The 24,848-nt window shown below is 60.6% G+C and carries 27 protein-coding genes; 8 read left to right on the forward strand and 19 right to left on the reverse strand.

From position 1 onward, the window contains the following. Positions 1-135 precede the first annotated feature (135 nt). From ACWPVA_RS07320 to cysE, 3 genes are all read right to left on the reverse strand, one after another. On the reverse strand, positions 136-486 hold the full coding sequence (locus ACWPVA_RS07320; RefSeq protein WP_454287054.1) for a phasin family protein: 351 nt from the start codon (positions 484-486) through the stop codon (positions 136-138). A gap of 193 nt (positions 487-679) precedes the next feature. After that, complete coding sequence (locus ACWPVA_RS07325; RefSeq protein WP_454287055.1) at positions 680-883, reverse strand: DUF3126 family protein; 204 nt, start codon at positions 881-883, stop codon at positions 680-682. A 139-nt stretch (positions 884-1,022) separates the two neighbouring features. Continuing rightward, the gene (gene cysE / locus ACWPVA_RS07330) at positions 1,023-1,844 is read right to left on the reverse strand and encodes a serine O-acetyltransferase (RefSeq protein ID WP_454287056.1); all 822 of its coding nucleotides are present in this window, start codon (positions 1,842-1,844) and stop codon (positions 1,023-1,025) included. A 73-nt stretch (positions 1,845-1,917) separates the two neighbouring features. Between cysE and ACWPVA_RS07335 the strand changes: the two genes are divergently transcribed. Beyond that, on the forward strand, positions 1,918-2,721 hold the full coding sequence (locus ACWPVA_RS07335; RefSeq protein WP_454287057.1) for an enoyl-CoA hydratase-related protein: 804 nt from the start codon (positions 1,918-1,920) through the stop codon (positions 2,719-2,721). Between the two features lie 30 nt (positions 2,722-2,751). On the opposite strand, the gene ACWPVA_RS07340 is transcribed toward ACWPVA_RS07335, so the two are convergent. Further along, positions 2,752-3,537 carry an alpha/beta fold hydrolase gene (locus ACWPVA_RS07340; RefSeq protein ID WP_454287058.1) on the reverse strand — a complete coding sequence of 262 codons (786 nt, stop codon included), beginning with the start codon at positions 3,535-3,537 and terminating at the stop codon, positions 2,752-2,754. A 165-nt stretch (positions 3,538-3,702) separates the two neighbouring features. Between ACWPVA_RS07340 and ACWPVA_RS07345 the strand changes: the two genes are divergently transcribed. Beyond that, a complete protein-coding gene (locus tag ACWPVA_RS07345; RefSeq protein WP_454287059.1) occupies positions 3,703-3,948 on the forward strand; it encodes a zinc-finger domain-containing protein in 246 nt (81 codons plus the stop codon). Between the two features lie 28 nt (positions 3,949-3,976). Then, positions 3,977-5,143: an FAD-dependent monooxygenase gene (locus tag ACWPVA_RS07350; protein ID WP_454287060.1), complete on the forward strand. Its 1,167-nt coding sequence runs from the start codon at positions 3,977-3,979 to the stop codon at positions 5,141-5,143. Positions 5,144-5,158: 15 nt separating this feature from the next. Here ACWPVA_RS07350 and ACWPVA_RS07355 read toward each other — a convergent pair whose 3' ends face one another. Next, complete coding sequence (locus ACWPVA_RS07355; RefSeq protein WP_454287061.1) at positions 5,159-6,349, reverse strand: cystathionine beta-lyase; 1,191 nt, start codon at positions 6,347-6,349, stop codon at positions 5,159-5,161. Positions 6,350-6,705: 356 nt separating this feature from the next. Between ACWPVA_RS07355 and ACWPVA_RS07360 the strand changes: the two genes are divergently transcribed. The 4 genes from ACWPVA_RS07360 to ACWPVA_RS07375 all read left to right on the forward strand — a co-directional run bounded on the left by ACWPVA_RS07360 (position 6,706) and on the right by ACWPVA_RS07375 (position 10,992). Then, positions 6,706-7,734, forward strand: a complete 1,029-nt coding sequence (locus tag ACWPVA_RS07360; RefSeq protein ID WP_454287062.1) for an amino acid ABC transporter substrate-binding protein — start codon at positions 6,706-6,708, stop codon at positions 7,732-7,734. 101 nt (positions 7,735-7,835) lie between these two features. After that, positions 7,836-9,047 (forward strand): amino acid ABC transporter permease, encoded by a 1,212-nt coding sequence (locus ACWPVA_RS07365; protein ID WP_454287063.1) that lies wholly within the window; start codon positions 7,836-7,838, stop codon positions 9,045-9,047. Position 9,048: 1 nt separating this feature from the next. Next, positions 9,049-10,203, forward strand: a complete 1,155-nt coding sequence (locus ACWPVA_RS07370) for an amino acid ABC transporter permease (RefSeq protein ID WP_454287064.1) — start codon at positions 9,049-9,051, stop codon at positions 10,201-10,203. Between the two features lie 15 nt (positions 10,204-10,218). After that, positions 10,219-10,992, forward strand: a complete 774-nt coding sequence (locus tag ACWPVA_RS07375) for an amino acid ABC transporter ATP-binding protein (protein WP_454287065.1) — start codon at positions 10,219-10,221, stop codon at positions 10,990-10,992. 101 nt (positions 10,993-11,093) lie between these two features. Here ACWPVA_RS07375 and ACWPVA_RS07380 read toward each other — a convergent pair whose 3' ends face one another. The 7 genes from ACWPVA_RS07380 to ACWPVA_RS07410 form a co-directional block, all read right to left on the reverse strand. Continuing rightward, positions 11,094-11,849, reverse strand: coding sequence for a nuclease (locus tag ACWPVA_RS07380; RefSeq protein WP_454287066.1), 756 nt, complete (start codon positions 11,847-11,849; stop codon positions 11,094-11,096). A 484-nt stretch (positions 11,850-12,333) separates the two neighbouring features. Beyond that, entirely contained in the window at positions 12,334-12,489 is a 156-nt protein-coding gene (locus ACWPVA_RS07385; protein ID WP_454287067.1) for a hypothetical protein, read from the reverse strand. A 329-nt stretch (positions 12,490-12,818) separates the two neighbouring features. Then, positions 12,819-13,079: a hypothetical protein gene (locus tag ACWPVA_RS07390; protein WP_454287068.1), complete on the reverse strand. Its 261-nt coding sequence runs from the start codon at positions 13,077-13,079 to the stop codon at positions 12,819-12,821. Positions 13,080-13,113: 34 nt separating this feature from the next. Beyond that, entirely contained in the window at positions 13,114-13,476 is a 363-nt protein-coding gene (locus tag ACWPVA_RS07395; RefSeq protein WP_454287069.1) for a hypothetical protein, read from the reverse strand. 200 nt (positions 13,477-13,676) lie between these two features. After that, complete coding sequence (locus tag ACWPVA_RS07400; protein WP_454287070.1) at positions 13,677-13,928, reverse strand: hypothetical protein; 252 nt, start codon at positions 13,926-13,928, stop codon at positions 13,677-13,679. After that, positions 13,925-14,164 carry a hypothetical protein gene (locus ACWPVA_RS07405; protein ID WP_454287071.1) on the reverse strand — a complete coding sequence of 80 codons (240 nt, stop codon included), beginning with the start codon at positions 14,162-14,164 and terminating at the stop codon, positions 13,925-13,927. The genes ACWPVA_RS07400 and ACWPVA_RS07405 overlap by 4 nt, the downstream gene beginning before the upstream one ends. Next, positions 14,161-14,934: a glycoside hydrolase family 19 protein gene (locus tag ACWPVA_RS07410; protein WP_454287072.1), complete on the reverse strand. Its 774-nt coding sequence runs from the start codon at positions 14,932-14,934 to the stop codon at positions 14,161-14,163. The genes ACWPVA_RS07405 and ACWPVA_RS07410 overlap by 4 nt, the downstream gene beginning before the upstream one ends. A gap of 139 nt (positions 14,935-15,073) precedes the next feature. Here ACWPVA_RS07410 and ACWPVA_RS07415 point away from each other — a divergent pair, with 139 nt between their 5' ends. Then, a complete protein-coding gene (locus tag ACWPVA_RS07415) occupies positions 15,074-16,000 on the forward strand; it encodes a class I SAM-dependent methyltransferase (RefSeq protein ID WP_454287073.1) in 927 nt (308 codons plus the stop codon). Positions 16,001-16,211: 211 nt separating this feature from the next. On the opposite strand, the gene ACWPVA_RS07420 is transcribed toward ACWPVA_RS07415, so the two are convergent. From ACWPVA_RS07420 to ACWPVA_RS07450, 7 genes are all read right to left on the reverse strand, one after another. Continuing rightward, positions 16,212-16,640, reverse strand: a complete 429-nt coding sequence (locus ACWPVA_RS07420; RefSeq protein ID WP_454287074.1) for a hypothetical protein — start codon at positions 16,638-16,640, stop codon at positions 16,212-16,214. A 70-nt stretch (positions 16,641-16,710) separates the two neighbouring features. Beyond that, the gene (locus ACWPVA_RS07425) at positions 16,711-18,780 is read right to left on the reverse strand and encodes an SGNH/GDSL hydrolase family protein (protein ID WP_454287075.1); all 2,070 of its coding nucleotides are present in this window, start codon (positions 18,778-18,780) and stop codon (positions 16,711-16,713) included. Positions 18,781-18,798: 18 nt separating this feature from the next. Next, a complete protein-coding gene (locus ACWPVA_RS07430) occupies positions 18,799-20,937 on the reverse strand; it encodes a hypothetical protein (protein ID WP_454287076.1) in 2,139 nt (712 codons plus the stop codon). Continuing rightward, the gene (locus ACWPVA_RS07435; RefSeq protein WP_454287077.1) at positions 20,934-21,341 is read right to left on the reverse strand and encodes a DUF6950 family protein; all 408 of its coding nucleotides are present in this window, start codon (positions 21,339-21,341) and stop codon (positions 20,934-20,936) included. The genes ACWPVA_RS07430 and ACWPVA_RS07435 overlap by 4 nt, the downstream gene beginning before the upstream one ends. Continuing rightward, entirely contained in the window at positions 21,328-21,918 is a 591-nt protein-coding gene (locus ACWPVA_RS07440) for a hypothetical protein (protein ID WP_454287078.1), read from the reverse strand. The genes ACWPVA_RS07435 and ACWPVA_RS07440 overlap by 14 nt, the downstream gene beginning before the upstream one ends. Next, positions 21,918-22,631 carry a hypothetical protein gene (locus ACWPVA_RS07445; protein WP_454287079.1) on the reverse strand — a complete coding sequence of 238 codons (714 nt, stop codon included), beginning with the start codon at positions 22,629-22,631 and terminating at the stop codon, positions 21,918-21,920. The genes ACWPVA_RS07440 and ACWPVA_RS07445 overlap by 1 nt, the downstream gene beginning before the upstream one ends. After that, entirely contained in the window at positions 22,628-24,838 is a 2,211-nt protein-coding gene (locus tag ACWPVA_RS07450; RefSeq protein ID WP_454287080.1) for a tape measure protein, read from the reverse strand. The genes ACWPVA_RS07445 and ACWPVA_RS07450 overlap by 4 nt, the downstream gene beginning before the upstream one ends. Between the last annotated feature and the right edge of the window lie 10 nt (positions 24,839-24,848).

Raw genomic sequence — 24,848 nt, forward strand, 5'->3', positions numbered from 1 at the left:
AAACAGAATTAAGCGAGCGGTTCGGCGGGCAGGCTCAAAAAGGAGCATGAGGCTTATACCACCCGGCACAAATGGCAAGACCGGCCGCGCGAGGCGCGGCCGGTCTTGCTGCATTCTTGAACTGCTGGCTGCTGATCAGGCGGCCTTGGGCGTTGACACGCCGGTGGCCTTGGCGATCGGCGCTTCGTAAGGCTTGTAGACCGTCTTGGCGAGGTCGGCGTACATTTCGCTCATCTTGGTCGCTTCGGCCACGAAGCTCTCATAGGACGACTTCAGAAAATTGGTCTGCAACTCGAAAGCGGTCTCGATGCTCTTCACGCCCGCAAGCGCTTCTACGTAGGAAGACAAGTCCTGAAAGGACTTCTTCGAATACTCGGAAGCTTCCGTCGCGATCGCCTGGAAACCCTTGGCCACTTCAGAATAGTTCTTCGTCATGGCGTCCATGGCTTCCTTGCCCTTTTTGTTGGCTTCGTCGATGTTGATCATGCCAATGCTCCTTACGGTCCGTTTCATTCGGTGCCCAAGTAGATAGCACTTGCACAAAAACAGTCAAGTGTTTTGTGCATCGCCGCATCGCGTCCTGGTTGTGCCATTGGGCAAAATAGAAGCCGACCGAAGGCCGGTCGGCCATGTCCCCTTGAAAAAGAAAACATATATCAGCGTCGCCGCAACCCTTGGCTTAAAGGTCGACGTCGAGGATCGCCATCGTGAAGTTGTAGGACAGGTCGCCGTCCTCGTCGTCCCGGAAAACCACGCCGAGGAACTCGTCGCCAGCATAGACTTCCGCCGAGTCGTCCTTGCGGGGGCGCGCCTTCACCACCATGTTCGGGTTGAACATCCGCTTGAAATAGGCGTCGAGTTTCTTGATTTCTTCGGGCTTCACGATCCATTCTCCATCGGGCGGTTCAAATCGGGCCGCTTGTCGCACGCGCCATCCGCCGCTGTAAAGACGCAAAGGCCATTCTTTGCCGCTCGTGGGCAGACGCAACCGTACACCGGCCCCGCCTTGTGGTGGCCGTCGATCAATCCGCTGCCAAGATCTGGTCCATCGAGCGCGCGGGCTCGGCACATCCCGCCTCACCCACGACGCGGGCCGGAACACCGGCAACGGTCGAGTTGCGCGGCACCGGCTTCAGCACCACGGAACCGGCGGCAATGCGCGAGCAGCAACCGACCTCGATATTCCCGAGCACCTTGGCGCCAGCACCGATCAGCACGCCATCGCCTATCTTCGGATGGCGGTCGGCGCCCTCCTTACCGGTGCCGCCGAGCGTCACGCCGTGCAGGATAGAAACATTGTCGCCGATCCGCGCCGTCTCGCCGACGACGAGGCCGGTGGCATGATCAAGAAAGATACCCTTGCCGATACGCGCAGCGGGATTGATGTCGGTCTGGAAGACGCTCGACGCGCGGCTCTGCAGATAGAGCGCGAAGTCGCGCCGCCCGCGGTTCCACAGCCAATGGGCCAGACGATGGGTCTGGATGGCATGGAAGCCCTTGAAATAGAGGACGGGCTCCATGAAGCGGGTGCAGGCCGGGTCGCGATCGTAGACGGCCTGGATGTCGACGCGCATTATCGAGCCCCATTCCGGCCAGTCACGCAGCATCTCGTCGAAGGTCTGGCGCAGCAGGATGGCCTGCAGATCGGGATGATCGAGCCGTTCGCAGATCCGGTAGATCACGCAATCCTCGAGAGATCGGTTGTTCAGCACCGTCGAATAGAGGAACGCGGCCAGCAGCGGATCGAGATCCGCGGCAGCCCTCGCCTCACTGCGCAGGCTGTCCCAGATGGGGTCCATGGACTGCACAAGCTCTCTCTTGAGGATTTCGCTCTTTGCGGCCATTGCCGGTCTCCCCGTTTCCTGTTCGAAGGCATTATATAGTCGATCCTTGATTCAACATAAATGGGCACGCTTGATGAAACGCACGCATGATTTTGCCGCCGGCCGGATCCGCGCCGCCTGCCAGGCAGGTACGGGTATTCTGGCCATTGCCAATCCCGAGCGGAAAAACGCCCTAACCGCCGCAATGTGGCGCGCAATTCCCGAGGCGATCCATTGGCTATGTAGCGAAGGCGATGTCCGGGTCATCGTGCTTATCGGTGCAGGCGACAGGGATTTCAGCGCGGGCGCCGACATCTCTGAATTCCCGACCGTGCGCAAGGATGCGGCTACGGCACGACTCTATGAAGACGAAAACAGCAAGGCATTTGCGGCGATCCGCAATGCTCCGGTGCCGGTGATCGCGGCAATCCGCGGCATCTGCTACGGTGGCGGCTTCGGCCTTGCCGCGGCAGCCGACCTGCGGATCGCCGCAGAAGACGCGGCCTTCGCCGTTCCGGCGGCTCGCCTGGGCCTTGCCTATCCCGCGGATGCCGTCCAGGACTTCGTCCTGTCGCTTGGAACGCAATTGGCGCGCATGGCGCTCTATTCCGGTGCTGCGATGAGCCCGGCGCAGCTTCTCGCGTGCGGCTTCCTTTTGGAGGTGACGCCGCTCGAGGCGCTCGAGACTGAAGCGATGAAGCTTGCGGAAACCATCGCCGCCAATGCGCCGCTTTCGGTCAGGGCCTCCAAGCTTGCGATCCGGGCAGCTTGCCAACAGGACATGGATCTCCTGCGCGAGGCGGAAGTGATCGGCGCTGCGACCTTCGACAGCGCCGACTACGCCGAAGGCCGGGCCGCCTTTGCCGAAAAGCGCAAACCGCGGTTCATCGGTCGGTAATTGCCGCGCCGAATGGCGCGATGCGCCTCCTCAGACGGCCGACAAATGCCGGTAGAAGTCGATGACCGCTTTCTTGAACACCTTGTCCCCAACGGCGAGCATGTGATCGCGATTGGGGATGTCGATCGCCGTTGCATTCGGCATCAAGGTCGCCAGCTCCTGCGCCGAACCGGCAATGTCGTCCTTGGTACCAACCGCGATCAGGGTGGGCACGTCGACGTTTGCGATGTCGGCCCGCGCGACCAGCACGCGCGACGTCCGGATGCAGGCGGCAAGCGCAAAGCGGTCGGAATGCGTCTGGTCGGCAAATGCACGGAACATGCGTCCTCGCGGATGAGTGACGTCCGAGAGCGAAGGCGCCAGCAACGCTTCGGCGATCGGGTCCCAGTCGCCGACCCCGTCGCACAGCCCTATTCCAAGGCCGCCGAGCACGAGCGAACGAACACGATTCGTATGCTCGATGGCCATGAAGGCGGAGATGCGCGCACCCATCGAATAGCCAATGACATGGGCCTGCTCGATGCCAAGATGGGTGAGAAGCGCCGCCGCGTCGCCGGCCATCAAAGAAGGATAATAGGCTTCTGGGTCATGAGGCCGGTCGCTGGCGCCATGGCCGCGATTGTCGATGCCAATCACCCGGTAACCCGCCTCGCCCAATGTCTTCAGCCAGCCCGTATAAACCCAGTTGACGTTGGCGGTCGAGGCGAAACCATGGATCAGCAGGACGGGCTCCCCTGTCGGATCACCTTCGTCAAAATACGCGAGTTGCAGGCTATCATGATAGAAGAGTGAGAAAGACGGCGCATTGAGATTCATGGACTTGTCCTGTCGGCATCGATTTTGCCCACACTATGAAATGTGTGCGACGGGTCCAACCCGGTCGCTATGGATTTTCTGTGAGGCGGGTGCGCGTTTGGCTCTACACTTTTTTATGGAAGGACGATATGGTCCGCCGCGTTGAATGGCATAGCGGAGACGAACATGGCCGGGCACAGCATTCCCCATTTCCAGAACGACGGCGGTCATCAGGTGATCGAAATCGGCGTGAAGGAATTCATGTGCACCGGCGCGTCGGCTCCCTTCGACCATCCGCACATCTACATCGACATGGGACATGACAACGAAAAAGTCTGCGCCTATTGCTCGACGCTCTACCGCTACAATCCGGCGCTGAAAGCCGAGCAGACCAACCCGCAGGGCTGCGTCTACCACGTCAAGGCGGCGTAACCGCCAGCGTTTCTGATCGGATCAATCCATGTCGATCAAGACCGCCGCCATCATCGGAGCAGGGGTGGCGGGTCTCACGGCGGCGCTGTCGTTGGCGCGCCATGGCATTCGCACGGAAATCGTCGAGCAGGCTCCGCAGCTCGGCGAAGTCGGCGCGGGTTTGCAGATATCCCCCAATGCCTCACGTATCCTCGCCCAGCTCGGAGCGCTTGACGAGATCGAGCGTCATTGGGCCGAGCCCGACGAGATACGCCTCGCGTCAGGCGTGACACTGAAGCCGCTTGCGGCAGTGCCGACCGGCGAGCTTGCGCGCAAGCGCTGGGGCGCGCCCTATGGCGTCTTGCATCGCTCCACCCTGCAGCAGTCTCTTCTGGCGAAGGTTTTGCACAACCCTCTTTGCAGCCTGCATCTCGGCTGCCGGGTAGAGTTGCCCGACCGAACAGAGATCGAGCGTCTGATCGGCCTGCAGCCCGATCTCATCGTCGGGGCGGACGGCGTCTGGTCCTCGGTACGAAAGCTGATCAAGGACAGTCCGAAAGTCAGCTTCTCCGGCAACATCGCCTGGCGCTTCACCACAGCGGCCGCCGAAGCACCCCGCTTCCTCGACCCGGTCAACGTCACGGCCTATCTCGGCCCGAACTCCCATCTCGTCGCCTATCCGCTCAAGGAGATCGACGGTTTCAACATCGTCGCGATAGCAGCCGGCATTGACCCCGGAGAAACCTGGAGCGCGGACGGAAACGCCGGGCAACGTGCCCTGCTCTTGCGCCAGTTTTCCGGGTGGAACGGAGAGATCTGCAAGCTCCTCGCCTCAATCGAGCAGGCGACCTTCTGGCCGCTCTATGAGGCTTCGTCCGGGCGCTGGCAGAACGGCCGCGACACGGTGCTGATCGGCGATGCCGCGCATGCGATGATGCCGTTCTCCGCACAGGGCGCCGCCATGGCGATCGAGGACGCATTCGAGCTTGCCGGCGAGGTGGCCGGCACCCTGCCCTTGCCCGAAGCGCTTTCCCGTTTTGAAACGGCCCGCAAGGCGCGAGCGACACGGGTGCGCCATCGCGGTTCATTCAACAAGTTCGTCTATCACGCCGGCGGGCCGGTCAGATTCGGCCGCGACCTCGTGCTTTCACTGCGCTCGGCGCAGAGCCTCGCCGGCGATCTCGACTGGCTCTACGGCTATCGCGCCAGAGGCTGACGCCCTGTTCGCCGCTCAAACGGCGGCGGCGGCTTTGAAGCCGCGTTCAAGATCCGCGACGATGTCCTCCACGTTCTCGAGCCCGATCTGCAGCCGGATGACCGGCCCCTCGGTCGGAGCCTTGCGGATCTTGCGGTCGTCGAGATTGACCATGACCGCCAAGCTCTCGTAACCGCCCCAGGAATAACCGAGGCCGAACAGCGAGAGCTCGTCGAGGAAGGCCCTCGCCTTCGGCTTGAACTTCGCCGGCGAATCGGCGCCAAGCACAAAGGAGAAGATGCCGCTTGCGCCCTTGAAATCGCGTTTCCAGATGTCATGACCGGGGAAGCTTGGCAGCGCGGGGTGCAGCACGCGTGCCACGTCATCCCGACCTTCCAGCCACTGCGCCACGGCAATGGCGCTGCGGCCATGGTGCTCCAGGCGCAGGTTCATTGTCCTCAGGCCACGCAGGATCATATAGGAATCGTCGGGTGAGCCGCAGATACCGAGCGTGATGTTGGCTTCCTTCAGCCGTTCCCAATGCGCCGCATTGGCCGAAACCGTGCCCATCAGGATGTCGGAGTGGCCGGAAGGATATTTGGTCGCGGCATGCATGGAAATGTCGACGCCGAAATCCAGCGGCCGGAAATAGAGCGGCGTCGCCCAGGTATTGTCCATCGTGACGACGCAGCCATGCTTGTGGGCGACATCGGCAATCGCCCGGATATCCTGCATCTCGAAGGTGTTGGAGCCCGGAGCCTCGGTGTGGACCAGCCTGGTGTTGGGCCGGATCAGGTGTTCGATGCCTGCGCCGACATCCGGATCGTAATACTCGATATCGACGCCGAGCCGCGTCAGCATGGTGTCGCAGAAATGTCGGCACGGCGAATAGACCGAATCGACGATCAACGCGTGGTCCCCGACCGACAGGAAGGAGAGGAATGGTACGGTGATCGCCGCAAGCCCGGTCGGCACGAGAATCGTTCCGGCCGAGCCCTCCAGTTCGTCAATCGCTTCGCACAGCGCATCCGTGGTCGGCGTCCCGCGCGTTCCGTAAGTGTATTTCTGGGCGCGTGTTTCCATGGTTCGGACGTCCGGAAACAGAACGGTCGAAGCATGCACGACCGGCGGGTTGACGAAGCCGTGAAAACTCGAAGGGTCATGGCCGATATGGCAGAGTTTCGTATCCGTGCCGGCGTTCGCCAGCATGTCTTTCCTGTCCTTCATGAACTCCGAGGCCTTCTGATTGCGAGGTATGAAGAGAGGATTTCTGAAGGCCGCCAGCCTTGCGGTCAAGCCGAGATTTGTCACCCTGCCATTGACAGAACCGCTGCTCAAAGCGCTTTCGGGCGACTCGATTTTAATCACCGAGTGACCGGAAACGACAATTTTTGCCTGTTTTTCCAGCTGAATTCCCAATTCGCCGCTTTTCGCCGCAATTTCGGACCTCAAGACTTGACCGTCGATCCATTTAAGACTGTGATAGGTGGGTTCGCGCCGGGAGGGCAGCGAGCCGGCCTGCTGCGCCGACCCACATGGCGCGCGGCGGTCGAAATCAAAAGAAACGGAAAAGGTTGGGAAAAATGAACAAGACTCTTCTGTCAGCCGCGCTCGGCGCTGCAGTCCTGGGAATGGGCGCGTCGACGGCGTTTGCTGGCACGCTCGATGATGTGAAAGCCAAGGGTTTCGTCCAGTGCGGCGTCAACGGTTCGAATCTTGCTGGCTTCGGCGCGCAGGATTCCTCAGGAAACTGGACCGGCATCGATGCTGATCTCTGCAAGGCTGTCGCCGCCGCGGTCTTCGGCGACGCAACCAAGGTCAAGTTTACGCCCCTTTCTGCCAAGGACCGTTTCCCGGCTCTGCAGTCCGGCGAAGTGGACATGCTCGCCCGTAACACCACCTGGAGCACGAGCCGCGATTCGCAGCTCGGCTTCGATTTCCGCGCCGTCAACTACTATGACGGCCAGGGCTTCATGGTGAAAAAGGAACTCAACGTGAAGTCGGCGCTCGAACTGAACGGCGCCTCGATCTGCGTACAGTCCGGCACCACCACCGAACTCAACCTCGCCGACTACTTCCGTGCCAACGGCATGGAGTTCAAGCCGGTCGTGTTCGAGGCCCAGGACGAGGCCGACGCCGCCTATAACGCCGGCCGTTGCGATGCCTACACCACGGACGCCTCGGGCCTCTATTCGATCCGCCTGAAGATGGCCAATCCGGACGATAACCTGGTCCTGCCAGAAATCATCTCGAAGGAGCCGCTTGGCCCGGCCGTGCGCCAGAACGACTCCAAGTGGTTCGACGTCGTGACGTGGACGCACTACGCCATGGTTGCCGCCGAAGAATTCGGCATCACCCAGGCCAATGTCGAGGAAATGAAGAAGTCCGACAATCCGGACATCAAGCGCTTCCTCGGTGAAGAAGCCGATTCCACGCTCGGCGCCGACCTTGGCCTGCCGAAGGACTGGGCCGTCCAGATCATCACGGCCGTCGGTAACTACGGCGAAAGCTTCGAACGCAACGTCGGCCAGGGCTCCCCGCTCAAGATCGACCGCGGTCTGAACGCTCTGTGGACCAAGGGCGGCCTGCAGTACGCTCCGCCGATCCGCTGATCGCAGCAAGCTGAGTATCGGGAAGGCGGCGACATCCGCCTTCCCTTTTCGGACGACAACACCCGGAAAAAAGGGTGGACGATACGACAGGGGAATTATCGATGGCTGCGACCGACGCCCGTACCCAGGGCGGCGACAACCGTCCGAAGGTATCGCTGCTCTACAATCAGGCCTTCAGACAGATCATCTATCAAGCACTCACCCTGCTTTTTGTCGTGGGGGTGATCTACTTCGCCTGGACAAATGCCGCACAGAATCTCGCCCGTGCGAACATGACGTCGGGATTCGGTTTCCTCAACAGCCGCGCCGGTTTCGATGTCGCGCAGTCATTGATCGCCTATTCGAGCGACTTAACCTATATGCGCGCGTTGCAGGTTGGCCTGATCAACACCCTGGTGATCGGCTTTTTCGGCATCATCACGGCGACGATTGTCGGCCTCCTGGTCGGCATCGGACGGCTCTCGCGCAACTGGCTGATCTCGCGTCTCAGTACTGTGTACGTGGAGATCTTCCGCAACATTCCACCGCTGCTCGTCATCTTCTTCTGGTATCTCGGTGTGCTTGCGCTGCTTCCGGCCATACGCACGATCTTCCAGCATGTGGAGGAAAATCCCGACGCGGTCTTCTTCATTTCGAACCGTGGCATCTACATGCCCGCCCCGATCTTTGGTGAGGGGTTCGTCTATGTCGCAGCCGCTTTTGTGGCCGGCATCGTCGGCGCAGTCCTCTACACGATCTGGGCCAATCGCCGCCAGTTGGCGACTGGCTTGCGCCCACCCGTTCTCTGGGTCAACCTTGCGCTGGTCGTCCTCTTGCCGGTCGCGGCTTTCCTGGCGCTCGGCGCTCCGCTGTCATTCGACTACCCGGTCCCGGGGTCGTTCAACATGCGTGGCGGCATGGTGATCGGGCCGGAATTTCTCGCCCTTTATCTCGCCTTGTCGCTCTACACCGCATCCTTCATCGCCGAGATCGTGCGGGCCGGCATTCGCGGCGTTCCAAGCGGACAGACCGAAGCGGCCCATGCGCTTGGCCTCAGATCCGGACCGACGACCCGTCTTGTGGTCCTGCCACAGGCCTTGCGGATCATCATTCCACCGCTCACCTCGCAATACCTGAACCTGATCAAGAACTCCTCGCTCGCGGTTGCCGTCGGCTATGCGGACCTCGTCGCGGTCGGCGGCACGATCCTCAACCAGTCCGGCAAAGCGGTTGAGATTATCGCAATCTGGATGGCGGTCTATCTTACGATCAGCCTTCTCACATCGCTGTTCATGAACTGGTTCAACGCAAAGATGGCCCTGGTGGAGCGCTGACATGGATACCAATAACGCCTTCGTCCGCCACACGTTCCTGCCCGCGGAAGCCGCCCCCCGGAACGAATCGACGATCATCGGCTGGCTGCGCAAAAACCTCTTCGCAACAGTGCAGGATACGATCCTGACGCTGGTTGCCATCGCCGCAATCCTTTACTTTCTGCCGGGCGTGATCGACTGGCTCTTCATTTCGGCGGTCTGGACCGGCGCCGACCGTTCCGTCTGCACGACGGCCGTGCAGGGCGGCATTCAGCCGGAAGGCTGGAGCGGCGCCTGTTGGGCCTATGTCAACGACCGCTTCGTGCAGTTCATGTTCGGCTCCTATCCGCGCGGCGAGCTCTGGCGTCCCCTTCTCGTCCTCTTCATGTTCATCGGACTGCTCATTCCTTTCCTGATCCCCAAGGCGCCGCGCAAGGGGCTGAATGCGCTTCTCCTGCTGATCGCCCTGCCGATTTTCGCCTATGTCCTGTTGCTTGGCGGCTCTTTTGGCCTGTCGCATATCGAAACGCCGCTTTGGGGCGGCCTGATGGTCACCATGGTCCTGTCCTTCGTCGGGATTGCCATCTCGCTGCCACTCGGCATTCTTCTCGCCCTTGGCCGGCGCTCGCCGATGCCGGTCGTCAGGACCGCCTCGGTCGCGTTCATCGAGCTCATCCGAGGCGTTCCGCTGATCACCGTCCTGTTCATGGCCAGCGTGCTTCTGCCGCTGTTCCTGCCGCCCGGCAACAACATCGACAAGTTCCTGCGTGCGTTGATCGGCGTTTCGATCTTCGCCTCGGCCTATATGGCGGAGGTCATTCGCGGCGGGCTGCAGGCTATCCCCAAAGGCCAGTACGAGGCGGCGGATGCGCTCGGGTTGAGCTATTTCCACAAGATGACCTTCATCATCCTGCCTCAGGCGATCAAGCTGGTGATCCCGGGCATCGTCAACACCTTCATCGGTATCTTCAAGGATACCTCGCTCGTCACCATCATCTCGATGTACGACCTCCTCGGCATCGTAAAGGCATCGTTCGGCGATTCGGGCTGGCAGACACCGGTCACACCGCTAACCGGTCTGATTTTCGCCGGTTTCGTTTTCTGGATTTTCTGTTTCGGCATGTCACGCTATTCAGGATTCATGGAACGGCACCTCGATACCGGCCACAAGAAATAACGTCAGGGGAAAACAATGGCTGAAGTCCAACCCACCAAGATGACCGTCTCGGACACCGATGTCGCGGTCGAAATCGTCAACATGAACAAGTGGTACGGGGATTTTCACGTGCTGCGCGACATCAACCTGAAGGTCATGCGCGGCGAACGCATCGTCATCGCAGGCCCATCCGGTTCGGGCAAGTCGACAATGATCCGTTGCGTCAACCGTCTGGAAGAACACCAGACGGGCCAGGTCTTCGTCGACGGCATCGAACTGACCAATGACCTGAAGAAGATCGACGAGGTGCGCCGCGAAGTCGGCATGGTGTTCCAGCATTTCAACCTCTTCCCGCACCTGACCATCCTCGAGAACTGCACGCTGGCGCCGATCTGGGTCCGCAAGATGCCGAAGAAGAAGGCGGAAGAAGTCGCCATGCACTTCCTCGAGCGGGTCAAGATCCCGGAACAGGCCAACAAGTATCCGGGCCAGTTGTCCGGCGGCCAGCAGCAACGCGTGGCGATCGCCCGCTCGCTCTGCATGAACCCGAAGATCATGTTGTTCGACGAACCGACCTCGGCGCTCGACCCGGAAATGATCAAGGAAGTGCTCGACACCATGGTGGGGCTGGCCGAAGAAGGCATGACCATGCTGTGCGTCACCCATGAAATGGGCTTTGCCCGCCAGGTCGCCAATCGCGTGATCTTCATGGACCAGGGCCAGATCGTCGAGGAGAACGCGCCGGCGGAATTCTTCGACAATCCGCAGCACGAGCGCACCAAGCTGTTCCTGAGCCAGATCCTGCACTAGGATCTGCCCCTGCCTGTAGAGGAAAGCCCGCACCGTTCATGAACGGCGCGGGCTTTTCCTTTGGCCGGATGCAGCCACGACGGCTTGTGATCGGCGCTAAATCAGGGGCACCAGGCCTGCTGCTTGCCGAAACGTGGCCGGGCTAGGCCTTCCGACACAAGGATAGCGCCAAGCGAGCGGCCATCACGCGTTACGACACGCATGGCCGGGCCGGTCGCCGGGACATTCTGGCCCTTCAGTTCGGAGAACTCGAAGCTGCCGGCGTTAAGCAGGTCGCGCAGCCGCACCTTGGCGGCAAAGCCCTTGTCCCGCTCCTGCTGGCATTTGGCATTCTCGGTCGCCGGCGCCACCACGTCGGCCAGCACGATACGTCCCTTGCGGAACCAGAAGCTGTCGCCGGAGGCGACGCAGTTGTCGAGGCCCGAGGTTCCGCAGAAATAGAACCTGGCGGTGAAGCCCTTGCCATCCTGCGAGGCATCGCCCGGACGTCCCCCGGGCACGGGAACGGCGGCTGTCGACTTGGCCGGCGCCGCACCGACCGGCGCGGGTGGAACCGGACCGCTGTCGCGCTTGTCGACGGGCTTGGTCGGCTTGGGCGCTGGCTCGGCTTTGGGACGCGGCGCCGCCGGCCGACCGTCAGACGTCTCGGCCGGCTTGCTTGCCGCGCGCTCCGAAACCTTCGGCAGATAAGTGGCGATCAGGCGCGGCAGATGCTGGCGATTGTCATAGGCGGCGATCGCGCCGGCGACGATGACAAGCGCGGCGACCCACGGCCAAAGCCCGCCGCCGGACGATTTCCGGCGCGCCGGGCTGCTGCGCTTGCGGGGCTTTCTCTTCGTAGTGCCGGTACTTGCCATGAATAGCCCCCGCTTCGACGGCTGCAGATTGTCTCAAGGAATGGACGTCAGCCCCATGGCCGCGCGACCGGACGAATCCCGCAACGCGAATCATGCACAGGCAGCGATAGCCGATTTGGTCATAGGAATGCCAGTGGCTCTTGAGCGGGATCAGCTCACGGCAGGGCGCGTTGGAGACATTCTGGCGTCTGTGTCTCCGGGCTGGACAGAACGGAGATGGCGACCCCTGCAGTTGTATCAATACTGAGAAGTTTCAAACGCTTATAAGATGGTGGGACCGAAAACAGTCCCATTGAAAACATTTGGCTTTCAGAAACACCATGTCTCACCTCTGGGCGGGCCATCCGCGCCAGTGCGATCGGTTGTATTGTGAACAGGATCTTTATGACATGAACAGACGCGGCCGTGGCGGCGTGCGCCCCCATTTATAGCCACCGCACGAAATGCGGCCGCTGCCTTATCACGACGGCCGCATTACAACGGGCTACTGTGTCGCGGAATAGTCGACCGTTTTGCCGAGTCGCGAGACATTCTCCTCGATCGCCATCACGATCAGATAGGCGAGCAGTGTGCGCCGCTCCCGTCTTACCCGCTCCAGAGCCTGCCTCAAGAGTTGATCAACAATTTTTACGTCTTCCATGTCCTTACCTCCAAAAGCGCGGAATTGCGCCGGCAGAGGATGGCACAGTGACGAAATCCGCAGCCTATCAGGATAGGGGGGCATAAGGCTGTCCCTCCGAACCACGCAGCCAGCCGCCATGAGCCTTACGGCCGCCTGATCATCCCTTGATATCTGGGGCTATGATCGCCTCTCTCTCCGTGAGATCATGGCGCCTGCCGGCCTGTCCCAGCCCCCCAGCTATACCCAAGCCGGCCAATGACCCCCGAGGCCCTCGTCTTTCCCGAAAGGCGAGGGTTTTCGCATTGATGGGCTGGCCACTTGATCGGCGCGCGAACCGCCCGAGAGGACTATTCGTCGTGATTGCAGATTGGATAGCTGGCCCCCATTGGCGGCAAAATCCACGGTGCCGGCTGGCCAGTGATGACCTTGACCGTCGTCAGTGCAGCATGATTGAGCGCCGTGATTGCGCGGTAGTCGTCGCTGTCCGGGGCCACACGCGAAGACATATCGTTGAGCGCACGGCAAAAGATGCGGGTCTGCTCAACCAACTGGATATGCTCGAGTTCGGAAAGCTGCTTTGGTCGTTTTCGTCCCATGAGTGCGAACATACACAGAACAGGAAGCAAGTCCAGACCGACTGACCTAGTTCGAGCGCCCGTTCTGCGCCGCCTCGATCCGCTGCAGGATTTCCCGCGTCACCCGCATGTCTGCCGCCAGCGCATTGAGCGTACCCTCGATCATGCGCGTGGCGAGTGCCGCATCCTGCGCCTGTTTCTCCACGGCCGTGATCCTCAGTTCCTGCGTATCGAGACGACGGACAGAGGCTTCGATCGCGGTCAGTCTGTTGTCCATCCGCTCGACCGCCGCGCCATTGGCGGAATTCCCCGCGTTGACACGTTCCCACATGCCGCCCCAGGCCGCGATGCCACCGGCGAAGCCGAGCAGGATCACGACCGTGTTGAGGTTCCATTCCCATTTCCAGACAGGCGCTTTCACCGTTGTCATGTCATCGTCCCTGTCGCTCAAGACCCCTGCCCCTTTCAATGCATGTGATGCCCTAAAGTTCGCGTGCTCACTTCCGGCAGGCCGGATCGCTCCGGCACTGGCGGTTGTTCGACGATATCGCCGGCCCAGCCGTCGCGTCCTGCGAGGCGGCGATCGCGGCCGACGGATCGGAGAACCGCACGAACTGATAGCCCGCCCCCTCAGTCGCAGGCACTGTCTGGCAGGCCGCTGTCGCGCATGAAGACAAGACAGCGATCGCGATCCGAAAGCTTGCGGAAATTCGCATTATTCTTCTCCAGGTTGGTGATCCGTTCCGCGGCCTCTTGCGCCGCCTCCAGCCTTGCCGCGTCCCGTCCGTCGCCACGGCCGGCGAGATAGACCGGCCCGGCCACGATGAGCGCGCCGACAATCCCGCCGACGCCGATCTTGATCCAGTCAAATGGTCCGATCATCGGCACCGACTCCGGCTGATGCTCGCTTCAAGATCGGTCGGAAGAACCGCCGGACGAGGGCGCATCCAGATATTGACGAGGAATCCGGCGGCGATCACCCAGCGCTGGTATTCGGTCGGGATGATGGCGATGATCTCCGGCGAGTTCAGGAGATCGGGCGCCACGAGCAGCAGCGCGAAGATGAGGTTTGCCAGCCAGGTGCGAAACCGGATGATGATTTCGAAAATGCGCTTCATGCCTTGTTTCCTTTCCATGCGGCGAGAATTGCGTTGATCAGCGCCGTCAGCCAGTCGGACTTGCCAGTCTTCTGGTCGATCACGTTGGGCTTGGGCGCGCTCAGCTGCGGCGGCTTGGCCGCATCGACCGGCGCTGGGACTGGCGCCGGAGGCTTCGGATCGGCGACAGGCACGCCGCCCGCCGCCTCGATCGCCGCGAGAAACGCCTGGTAATAACCGGCGATGAGCTCCCACTTATCGGTGATATTGACGGTGCGGCGCGCGTTTTTCAGGTCGTCCGGCCCGTCGCTCGGCAGGTAATGCGCAATGCCCCTGCCCTTTCCGTTCCAGCGCCCGTCGATCAGTCCCTTGACCAGCACCCGCGCGGAAATGACCGGATCAAGCATCTTGTCGGGATAGGCCACAAGGTCATAGCCGGCATCGAGCGAGGAGCGCTCGTAGTTCTCGATCCAGGTAATCTGCACCTGGCCGCGCCCATAATAGACATGGCCATACTTGCCGGCCGGCTTGCCATAGGCGCGCTTGGCGACGATCCGCCGCGCGCCGGCGTCATCCCTGGCAAAGCCCTCGCGCACCGGAACCATCCGACGCCCGGTTTCGTGATAGACCGTCGCCAGCGCATAGGCGAGCGTCTTCTTTCGCCGGTCGCCATGGCTCGCGAAAGCGTCGAGAATGCCATTGATCCCGTCGACCTGGGGCTGAGAGAGCGACGTGCCGAACACGCCAGAGTCGCGACGGCGCAACGTCGCGAATAACTTCGCACGATCCATGGTGGTCTCCTGGTAATGTTGGTGGTGGTTGCGGAGAACGGCTGATTGACAGTAATTACTTTTTGAACTGGGGCACTCGACAACGGGCCGCCCGTTTGATTTGGTACCCGACGAGTTAATAGCCGACCGGGGAGGATACATGGTCAGCGCTTCTTCAGAGCTAAAGCCGACGAAACTGAATGATCAAGGCGAACCGCCGGCGCAGAGTACGGACGCGGTTGCAGAGGCCGTGGCAGCAATACTAAGAATCCTACCCAATAAAACTGAAATAGAGGCGCTCTCTGCTAGCATTCTGAGCCTCAAGGCAGATGTATTGCAAAGTCAGCAACAGATCACCGATCTGAAACGTTCGATGACCGACTTGCGATATCAATCGAAGCTGGAAGGCGCCCTTTCCTCCGCAACGTACTTCAATGCCCACCTCTACGGAAAGCCTATCTTCGAGGACAAAGGCAAGCTCATTGTTCATTCCATCGGGCTACTCAATGGTCGTGTCGATACCCCAATGGAATTCGGCGTTTTCAGCGGTCGATCGATAAACCTGATCGCCAATTCTATTGGAATTGGCACCAAGGTCTACGGCTTCGACTCTTTTGAGGGGTTGCCGGAAGACTGGCGCGGCAATTTCAAGAAGGGGACGTTTTCTGTACCTACTCTTCCCGAGGTGCGGCAGAATGTCGAACTAGTAAAGGGATGGTTCGACCAAACTCTACCCAGATTCACTTCTGAACGCCTCAATGGAAAAAAAACGAACTTTCTCCACATTGACTGCGATCTGTATTCTTCGACCAAGACAATTTTCGATACCCTCATTGAACACATAGCGGATGATTGCGTGATCGTTTTTGACGAGTATTTCAATTACCCAGGATGGCAGGATCACGAGGTGAAAGCCTTCAAGGAATTCATCGAGATGACTGGTTATTCATATGAGTACATAGGGTGCGTTCCGACGCATCAGCAACTAGCCATCCGCTTGACAGGAAAGAGACAATCCATGAAAGGGTATGAGGCGGCCGGCGGTGTTGGTGATCGTCATGCCGGCAAGAACACCATTCAATTTTAGACGTCTCAGTGCGAGGTGGAGATATGTCATCTAAATCTGAGTTGGGGCCTGAACAGTGCGAGGAGTTCCTCGCACCATTGATCGAAAAAATTATGGGCGAGGCAATAAATTCCGGGTTCACCCATGAACGCGTCGTTAACGCCATGATGGTCGCGACGTTCCAGAGGTGGATGGAAGAAAATGACAAGTCATCTCATTCGGACCATTAAAATTATGGCACGCGGTTCGCGTTGTAGATGTCGATGAAGTACCAACCGTTCCCCCAAATACGAGCCGCCGTATCCATAGGGACAGCAGCAAGTGGGGCGCCTGTTGCCTGCGACCACAGGTCAATCCTGTTGAGCGTCGACGCATAGGCCGAAAGCTGCCCAGAGAATGTCAGGCTGCCTGCGACAACATCAATAGGGGAGACTTTTGATGGCGCAAACGGCAAACCTTTGATGACAATTCCTCCAGTGCCGGAATGCGCAGTCCAGAAAACATCGAAATTGACAAAGCAGACATCACCAAACAGCCGATACGTCCCGCTCTGGACCGAATACGTTCCCGCTCCGGCTGACGTTAGCCCCTCTGATATTGGCGTCCACTCGCCAATATCCGACATGTGGCGGATGGTTTGGCGAACGAGAAATGGCGTCATCAGCCCTTCATGCGCCCTGGCGCGACGTGCCGCGCCGACCGAAGCAATACGCCTGCGAAGAAGCGATTTCTCAATCCTGAATTGGTTTACCGCGCCAGAGTCTCGCTGGAAGCTCATACCCGAACTTTGTCGCGTGAGCGCCGTCTGCCGTGTGTGGCGTGCCGTATGTTACTTTCCAAACTCCAGTCCTCCGGTATTCGACAGCATCGGCAAGCTCAAAGTATCCAGCCGCACCGCTCAACCCTGCCCGCACCGCTGCGTTGTACGTATTTCGACCAGCATTGTTTGCAGCCGCGCGCGGCGTCTGGTTGGCGATTGTGATGTATCCATCCGTACTGTCGGAGACTGGCTCGATGGTGCATGCGAAGACGCGCTTGGTCGGAAAATAGCCGATCATCGTCTCAATGTCTGCCTGGAGTTGCGCCGCAGAGCGGCCCGCCGTTAGGTCATTGATGCCCGTCGCGATGACTACGGTGTCGGCGTATGAGTTAACCAAAGCGATCCGCTTGGCGTGAGAAGCAACGAACTTGTCCGCGCGATCCCCGCCGCGAGCAAGCACGCTGCACCCCGCATATTCTCCGACAGAACGATGAAGGTTTCCGACAAAGACAGTCTCGTCCATCGTGTCGCCAGTACCAGCTGTGCGGCTGTCACCAATGAGCGCGACGGACGGCTTGTCGGTCTGCCCGATAATAGCAAGCGGCATGTACGCGGATGCACCGGATGAAACAATCGTGCCGCCCATCGTCTTGTCGGCAATGCCGGAGACGCCATATTCCGCATAGCCATAATTGGTCTGGTCGAGCTGCCCTCGGAAAATGATGCCAGCCGGATTGTCGTAGAACGAGCGCACCCAAAATGTCGCCCCCTCGGGAATGTCAACCGCGATCGCATCCGTTGTTACCTGGTCGCCATTAGCTACCACAGTAGAGGCAGAAGCCGAGAATGTTGCCTGCGTAAACACGCCTATGGGGTACTCAATCGACGCTGTAATTGTCGCAGATCCGCCGATACCGGCCTCCACATAACCAGAGGGGTCAACCCACCAGTTGGCAAAAATTACCTGTAGGGACGACAACGCAGTTTTCGCCACATGAGCCGTGCGGCTCATGATTTGCTTGTTTATAGTGTTAACGGCCACGTTGAGCCAGCCATCGGAAACAAAGCCGGAATTTCTCTCGAGCGCCGGGTCTATTGCATTCCGTACTTGCTCCGGCGTGTTGTTTTCCACTGGCCCAGTGCCAGGCGTCGTACGGCCCATGAAGGTAGCGGTGGGAACATCCGCCAGCTTGGCGTTCGTGATGGCACCATCGGCAACCGTCGCGAATGGGAACGTCTCCCAACTATCGCCGTCCCAATAGCGAAAAACATTGGAAGTCGTATTCCAGTAGAACGCGCCTTCGATGATCGAATTTCCGTTGCCATCCGTCGTCGGATTGGAGACGAATCGGCCGAGATAATGCGCCTGGAATTCCTCCAGCACAGCCTCGGCCTGGGCAACAAGCGCCGATACATCCTGGTCGCTGATCATCCGCGCGGTGTTGTCCGATGAGCGCACCCGGAACCAAACCTCTTGACCGGCAGAGAGCCCCGAAGCATTCGTGTTGCGCGGCGTCTTGAGCGCGAGCGCCACCCCGCCATTGATGGATATGCTCACGATTCCCGGCACCGTCGCCCGAAACAGCGAGAACAGCACCACCGTGCCGTCCGTCACCGCATCTTCGGTCGTCACCTGGATCGCATTCGCCGTCCCCGCCCCTTCGTCCACCCCGGCAACCACCGTGCGCGCATTGGCCGGAATCACGCCCCAGTTTGCGCCAAACACGCTCGTCGAGGCATTCACGACCAGGGCGACGATCCGGTCGCCCTTGGCAAAAAACCGCCCGCCCGTCATGCCCGCCGTCGTCACCAGCCATGTGTCTCCCTTGGCCGTGACGCCCCCGCCCGGGAACACCCCCGACGATGCGTCCCATTCGCCCTTGAGGCTCCCCGCAGCTGAAAGCGCCGCCGTCACCTCGTCCACCTTGTCGATGAAGGCGAAAATGTCGGCATGCGTCGGCTTGTGAAAACCCGACGACGAAACCCCGTCCAAAGCGAATTTGCGCCAGGCGTAACGCCCGAGCGTTTTGATCAGACCCATGATGATCTCCAGCGATTTTTAGGAAACGGTTGCGCCGTCAGGCCCGGCAAGCGGACCCGCAATGCTCGAAATATTGAAAGGACGCGCGTAGATGTCGAAGCTGCCCGCCGTCGAGATCATCGGCAGCGCATAGGAAATGCCCGGCGCCACCGCATAGCGCCCGACCTCATGCGCACCGGCGTCCAGTGTCCCGCCGGCCGGCACCCGATAGATCGCAACCGTTGCCAGATGGCTGTCGTTGCGCGTTCCGAAGTTCGCAGTGAACTGCCCTGTCCCGTCGGTGGCCGAAAAGGACAACAGGGAAAGCGGCGCCACCGTGTCGACCACGACCGTGACCGGCACGGTCGAGACCTGCCAGTCGAAGGTCTTGCCCGATGACCGGTTGCGGATGCGCCAGTCATAGGCACCACCATCGGCGACCGGCCCGAACACGGCTGTATTATTGTCCTGGTTGACGTTGGCGGCGGCCCAGTCCTCGGCATCCGCCGGCGATACCTCGACCTCCTGCCCGTAGCTGTCAGGCAGTGTCGCCGCCCCGGCCGCCGTCCATGAAAACTTCAGCACCGGCGCGGAATTGTTCTGCAGCTCGACGGTAACGATCACATTGAGCGAGACATCGTTGACATTGGCCGGCAGCTCCAGCGGAACGACGACCTCGTCCTGCTCGTCCACCGTGGCATTCCAGCTGTCGGCGCCCTCGCGGAAGATCACGAACGAGGTCGAGACCGTCATCGCCTGCTGGTCATATTCGATCACCTCGGTCGCGCAGGCCACCCGCTCGAAGCTGTCCTCCGGCGAAAGGTCCAGCGTGAAGACATAGTCTTCCATCAGGTCCAGCGCCTGCGGGCCCGAGGTCAGCGAGCCGATGAAATCCGGATTGACCTCCGCCAGCGACAATTTGCCGATCCGCTGCGCCTGCGTCGGAGACGGGCAGAGCGTGGCGCCGACCGGCAAGACATATTCGGCGCCGTCTTCCTCGAGCAGCGCCGCATCCTGCCAGCGCACCTCATTGGCCTTGTAGTTGAGCGCCGGATCGACATAGGTAATCTTGGCCGTGTTTGCCCGCTTCTGCAGCGGACGCCCGCCCTCGATCTGCAGGCTGAGATGATCACCGTTCCGTGCCCGAAGCGCGATGCCCGGCGTCGATCGGAGCTTTGGCCTGACCGAGAACCGGCCCATCCTGTCGATGAACACATCGGCATTGCAGATGCTGGAAATGGCCTGGATGCGCGCTTCGTTCTCGGCAGAAAGATCGATCGGCCCGGCGCAGCGCCAGCGCTTTTCCGTGCCGCCTGATTTCAGCGCGACAGCCCCGTCGCAATAATCGGCAAAATCGGCAATCGCTTCGAAGTCGATCTCGTCGCTGCTCGCCGAGGTCAGGCCATAGACATCCATGATCTCGTTCAGCAGGCAAAGCCCGGCATTGCCCGTGAAGGCCTCGGCCTCTGTCCGCGGATCGTAGATCTCCTTCGCCCCGTCGATCACGAACTGCAGGCTCGGCATATTGTTCGGATAGACATCCTGCAGCTTCTTCTGCGGCACCTGCTCGACGATCTGCAGCGCCATGGCGCAGCCGCGGTGGCGAAAGGGCGTGAGCGGCGTATTGAGTTCCGGAAAGGCCGCGATCAGTTCGTCGAATGGCCCGTCGCCCATCGTGCCGAGCTTGGTCAGGATCTGCACCCGCGACCGGCCCCCGACGATATATTGGGCCTCCTGGACAAAACCGTTTGCGTCCAGCGTCACCGGCTTTTTGTCGAGACGGAACGAGACGAAACCCTGAATGGGCCCCTCGCAGATATAGTGCAGCAGATAGCTCTTCTCGCCGCGCCGAAAGCCGAACACGATCACCGAGCCGGTGAGATATCGGCCGTAGATGCGCCGCCGCGATGAAATCTCCTGCCGGATGTTGGATTGCACGTCCGACGGCTTTGCCGAGGCGGGCTGCTTGCGACTGAATGCATTGAGCGCAAAGGCAGCACCCGCCAACACCAGATAGCCGACGCCGGTCGCCAATGTCGTCAGCCCGATACCGAGCGCGCTGGCAACCCCGACCGAAAGGCTGGGCGCAATGCTGAGCAGCAGTGCGCCGATCGAGAACGGATCGCGCATGCGGCGCGGACCGACGTTCTGGCCGTCCCAGTTGAAATTCGGCTTCAAGATGAAAACCTCGTATCCCAGCAATAGTCGACAGGCAGCCGGCAATAGCCGACGCCGCCTTCGATGGCGCGAAAGGCCCACATATGGCCGGTGCAGATGACCCCGAAGGTACGGGCTCGAAGGTGGATCAGACCCACGTCGCCGCGCCGGGGCAGGCTCCCCATGCGTGGCGGTCCAAGCACGTCGGTAATGGCGGCGACTTCCCCGCCGAATCGATGCAGCGCCAGGCGCGCGCCCGTCTCGCAGGCATAGGCGCCGCGCCAGCGGATCGTCGGATGAAGGCCAAGCCGTTCGCCCCAGCCCATCAGGAAGAGCAGGCAGTCACCGTTCGCCTGGCTCGACCACTCGAACGGCTGCGAGCGCTCGTCGGCGAGATAGCGATCGAGAAGGTCAGTTTCGCGCATCGAACAGGTTGAGCGTCTGGTCGACCATTTTCTGCACATAGATGAACCCGGTGTTTCCCGGATCGCGCTGCTGCTGGTCGGAATGGGTCAACATCATGTTTGCCGATCGGCGGCGACGCACGAGGCGGTCTTCCAGCTTCAGCACGATCTGGCGTGATCGCGGTCCGCTCTTGCTCATGCGCAGCGTGTCGCCAATGCCCGTATAGAGATGTTCACGCGGATCGAGCGGATTGAGGTCGCCGTCGTAGAACTGCCGCCAGAAGCGGAAGCGCCGCCCGCTGATCTCGCGTTGCCCTGCCTCGAAAAACCATTCCTTGATCTGCGCGTCTTCCATGTTGAGCGTGGCCGTGACCTGCCGCGACGCCCCGATCTTCGAAGCCCCGAGACCGGAAACGGTCGCGAGCCCCTGCAACCCCTTCCATTCGATCGCCTCGATCTCTCCGTCGAACCCCCGCGACCGCAGCACCCCGCCCTCGTTGTGGATATACATGGTGCCCGACAGATACTGCAGCTCGGCCAGCACGACACAGTGCACCCGATGCCCCCGCGCCACGCGTTTCATCGTCTCCGACAACATCAGGCGACGACCTCCACCAACCGCGTCAGATCCTCGACGAATTCGAGACTGTGCGATCCGAACTTGCCGAATCTCAATGCCTCGCATCCCGGCGCACTGGTCACGCAATGTCCGACGAATATTGGGGCGAGAGAAACCACGTCACCCGCCCCTGCCGCTTTTCTCAGCGGAGGAGAAAGCTTGATGCGGTTGAGCCCGTCTTCGGTCCATGAACCGGCGATCATGTAGCAGAACTCGTCAATCGAGATTGCACAACCCGCAGGTAGATCGGTGACGCCACTCAGATAGACTTCCGTCTCGCCCATGGTGGCGGAAGCGGCGAAATAGGCTTCCAGGGTAGGCACCGCATGGCCGACGCCTGTCGCATACATCACGTCCGTCGCAAACGGTATGCCATCGGGATTGGCCAGGCGTCCTGCTTTCGTCGCGACCGACCAAGGCCCATCAATCCCGTGGAGATCGGGAATGCGTATCCGGATCAGGCACCGATCACTCTCCATGTTGGCAATCAGGGCGCGGAGCGTCCTGATCCGGTCGACACGGCTGTGCATGACGATATCGCCGAGAACGAGCCGGAATTGCGATCCGGACATTCCAAGCGAGCGCCGCATTCCGTTCGTTGCCTCATGACCCGGTCGCGTGTTGTAATCCGGGAAAAGGGCGATCGAACCGGGTCGCAGGGTTTTCAGCGGAAAATCGAGCAGAACACTCACCCGTTTCTCTCCATGATCTCGCTGAAGCGGCCGGGCAGACCCTTGTCATAGGAGCCAATTCCAGACCGGACCGCAGCACCGGATTCGCGCCGTGCCACGTCTTCGACGAAGGGTTTCAAGTTGCCGTTGTTGTCGGCCGAAACGCCGAAGGTCACATGGAACTCGCTTGCATCCCGCCCGGCCCTTTCGGGAATCCGCAGGTCGACAGGAATGCGCCGACCATCCGGAAGTGGCACTGCCGCCTCTGGCCCGGCTTCGCCAAATATTGCCGCCGTCCGGGAAATGCCGCCGCCGGCAAACTGTTTGAGCGGCCGACCGTTCGCCGCAATGCCGCCCTTGGCAAAGGGAAAGATCGCTCCGATGATCCCGCCGAGTATCCCGCCACCGCCGCCGATGCCTGCCAGCGGCCCCTTACCCAGCAAGGCGGCCTGTGCCACAGCCTCGATCAGCGTGTTGACGAACTTGTCGAGCGCTTCATTTCCCGTCTCGATTTGCGGAATGAGCTCCGAAAACGCATCATAGGCCGTATCGGCAAAGAACTCCGCGCGCTTGCGTAGCTTGTCCTGCGTCTCCGCCAGTTTGTCGGCCGCGGCATTTGCCTCGGCATAGCCGGCCGCCATGGCATCGATACTGGCCTCGACATCGGGTGTAATCGCGACGCCTGATTTCTGTGCCGCCGTGAGCAACTCCTGTTTGGCCCTGGCGAACTCAAGTGAATAGCCGAAATCATCGATCAACGGATTGAGGCCGGCCATCGCCGCTGTCTCGGCCTGAATGGCGGCGGTGCGCTCGCGGATCTGTTCGATTTCTCGCGCATATTCGCTTTGCTTCGGTTTGCCTCCGGACTTGCCGCCCTTCTTCTTCCCGGAAGGCGAGTCGAAGTCATCGATTGAAACAGTCTCAACGGCCACGGGCCGACGTGCGCCGCCCCGCGTCGATGGCCCCCCCATCAGGCCGTTGGTGCCGCCGCCGGTGTCGGGCACGGCGACGAGCCCGGAACCGGGTACGACCTTGTAGCCGCTGATTGTCGGCGAAAGCCCGGCAAGCTCGGCCCGAAGTGCGGCAATCTCGCTGCGCACCTCCGCTACACGGGTCAATGCATCGGAAGTGTCCAGACCGAGCGCCGTGTCTTCCTCGACGATCGGTTTCAAGACCTCCAGCTCCCTCTCGAGCGTGGCTATCTTCTCCTGTGCTGCGCTGACATCCGGATTGAGAAGCGTACCCTCCTCATCCGTCATGCCCATGGCCGCGTTCAGATCCTTGAACACCTGCGCATTGCCGAGACTTTGAAGGAAGCTCTCGAACTCTGCTTTGGCAGACTGGATTTTCTCGATGAAACCGGCAACATCCACATCCGCAAGCGAAGAGGCGACGCCATCAATGGCTCTGGCAAAGTTCTCGCCGGCTCCGGTCGCATTGTTGAATTCGCGCACCGCGTCGATCAGCGACGTATAGAGATTGTTCGTTGCCTGCGACACGGTCAGCGTCGCGTTCGCTGCCCGCTTCTCCAGGATCACGGAGCCCGCTTCGAAGGCACGGAAGAAGGCCTCCGACGAAATCTTTCCATCGGTTACCAGCGTTCTGAGTTTTGCGACAGACCCACCAGCCTCCTCCAGTCCGGCAGCAGCCGCCTGTACGATCGGAAGCGCGCCCTCCAGCAGCGAGTTGAACTCTTCCGCCCGGACGACACCGCCACCGAGCGCCTGGCTCAGCTGGAGGAGCGCACCGCTCGCCTGTTGCGCGTCCGTGCCTGCAACCCTTAGGGCGAGAGCCACATTATTGGTGAAGCCCAACAGTTCCTCGGTCGAAACGCCGAGTTCCTTTTGCACCGTGGCCACGCGACCATAGAGCTGCACCAGGCTCTCGATCGGAGCGCCGTTCCGTTTCGCCGCATCGGAGAGCGCGGAATAGACGTCCTCCAGTTCCTTGCCGGAAAGCCCCGCCACTTTCAGCGCATTATCGATGCGGGTAGCCGCCTCCGACAGACGCCCAACTTCCCTCAATATATAGCTTCCGCCGATCGCGGCTGCGATACCGCGACCGAGGCCAACAAAGGACGAGGAGAGCCCCTTGTTCATCGTCTTGAAACGCTTCTCGATCGAGTTGGCCTGGCGGTTGGCAACGCCGTTGGCCTTGTTGAGCGCATTCTCGAAAGCCTTGGTTCTGGCCTCCAGGGAAACGATCAATCGTTCTACTTCAGTTGCCATCAGAAACCTT

The sequence above is a fragment of the Rhizobium arsenicireducens genome, from assembly GCF_964021225.1.

Bases quoted from the DNA above. Each gene is read 5' to 3' on its own strand.
- ACWPVA_RS07450 (WP_454287080.1), bottom strand. From the start codon at position 24,838: ATGGCAACTGAAGTAGAACGATTGATCGTTTCCCTGGAGGCCAGAACC.
- ACWPVA_RS07375 (WP_454287065.1), top strand. From the start codon at position 10,219: ATGGCTGAAGTCCAACCCACCAAGATGACCGTCTCGGACACCGATGTC.
- ACWPVA_RS07395 (WP_454287069.1), bottom strand. From the start codon at position 13,476: ATGACAACGGTGAAAGCGCCTGTCTGGAAATGGGAATGGAACCTCAAC.
- ACWPVA_RS07385 (WP_454287067.1), bottom strand. From the start codon at position 12,489: ATGGAAGACGTAAAAATTGTTGATCAACTCTTGAGGCAGGCTCTGGAG.
- ACWPVA_RS07425 (WP_454287075.1), bottom strand. From the start codon at position 18,780: ATGGGTCTGATCAAAACGCTCGGGCGTTACGCCTGGCGCAAATTCGCT.
- ACWPVA_RS07400 (WP_454287070.1), bottom strand. From the start codon at position 13,928: ATGATCGGACCATTTGACTGGATCAAGATCGGCGTCGGCGGGATTGTC.
- ACWPVA_RS07390 (WP_454287068.1), bottom strand. From the start codon at position 13,079: ATGTTCGCACTCATGGGACGAAAACGACCAAAGCAGCTTTCCGAACTC.
- ACWPVA_RS07320 (WP_454287054.1), bottom strand. From the start codon at position 486: ATGATCAACATCGACGAAGCCAACAAAAAGGGCAAGGAAGCCATGGAC.
- ACWPVA_RS07420 (WP_454287074.1), bottom strand. From the start codon at position 16,640: ATGACGCCATTTCTCGTTCGCCAAACCATCCGCCACATGTCGGATATT.
- ACWPVA_RS07345 (WP_454287059.1), top strand. From the start codon at position 3,703: ATGGCCGGGCACAGCATTCCCCATTTCCAGAACGACGGCGGTCATCAG.
- ACWPVA_RS07365 (WP_454287063.1), top strand. From the start codon at position 7,836: ATGGCTGCGACCGACGCCCGTACCCAGGGCGGCGACAACCGTCCGAAG.
- ACWPVA_RS07355 (WP_454287061.1), bottom strand. From the start codon at position 6,349: ATGAAGGACAGGAAAGACATGCTGGCGAACGCCGGCACGGATACGAAA.
- cysE (WP_454287056.1), bottom strand. From the start codon at position 1,844: ATGGCCGCAAAGAGCGAAATCCTCAAGAGAGAGCTTGTGCAGTCCATG.
- ACWPVA_RS07410 (WP_454287072.1), bottom strand. From the start codon at position 14,934: ATGGATCGTGCGAAGTTATTCGCGACGTTGCGCCGTCGCGACTCTGGC.
- ACWPVA_RS07350 (WP_454287060.1), top strand. From the start codon at position 3,977: ATGTCGATCAAGACCGCCGCCATCATCGGAGCAGGGGTGGCGGGTCTC.
- ACWPVA_RS07340 (WP_454287058.1), bottom strand. From the start codon at position 3,537: ATGAATCTCAATGCGCCGTCTTTCTCACTCTTCTATCATGATAGCCTG.
- ACWPVA_RS07440 (WP_454287078.1), bottom strand. From the start codon at position 21,918: ATGTTGTCGGAGACGATGAAACGCGTGGCGCGGGGGCATCGGGTGCAC.
- ACWPVA_RS07335 (WP_454287057.1), top strand. From the start codon at position 1,918: ATGAAACGCACGCATGATTTTGCCGCCGGCCGGATCCGCGCCGCCTGC.
- ACWPVA_RS07405 (WP_454287071.1), bottom strand. From the start codon at position 14,164: ATGAAGCGCATTTTCGAAATCATCATCCGGTTTCGCACCTGGCTGGCA.
- ACWPVA_RS07435 (WP_454287077.1), bottom strand. From the start codon at position 21,341: ATGCGCGAAACTGACCTTCTCGATCGCTATCTCGCCGACGAGCGCTCG.
- ACWPVA_RS07370 (WP_454287064.1), top strand. From the start codon at position 9,049: ATGGATACCAATAACGCCTTCGTCCGCCACACGTTCCTGCCCGCGGAA.
- ACWPVA_RS07415 (WP_454287073.1), top strand. From the start codon at position 15,074: ATGGTCAGCGCTTCTTCAGAGCTAAAGCCGACGAAACTGAATGATCAA.
- ACWPVA_RS07360 (WP_454287062.1), top strand. From the start codon at position 6,706: ATGAACAAGACTCTTCTGTCAGCCGCGCTCGGCGCTGCAGTCCTGGGA.
- ACWPVA_RS07380 (WP_454287066.1), bottom strand. From the start codon at position 11,849: ATGGCAAGTACCGGCACTACGAAGAGAAAGCCCCGCAAGCGCAGCAGC.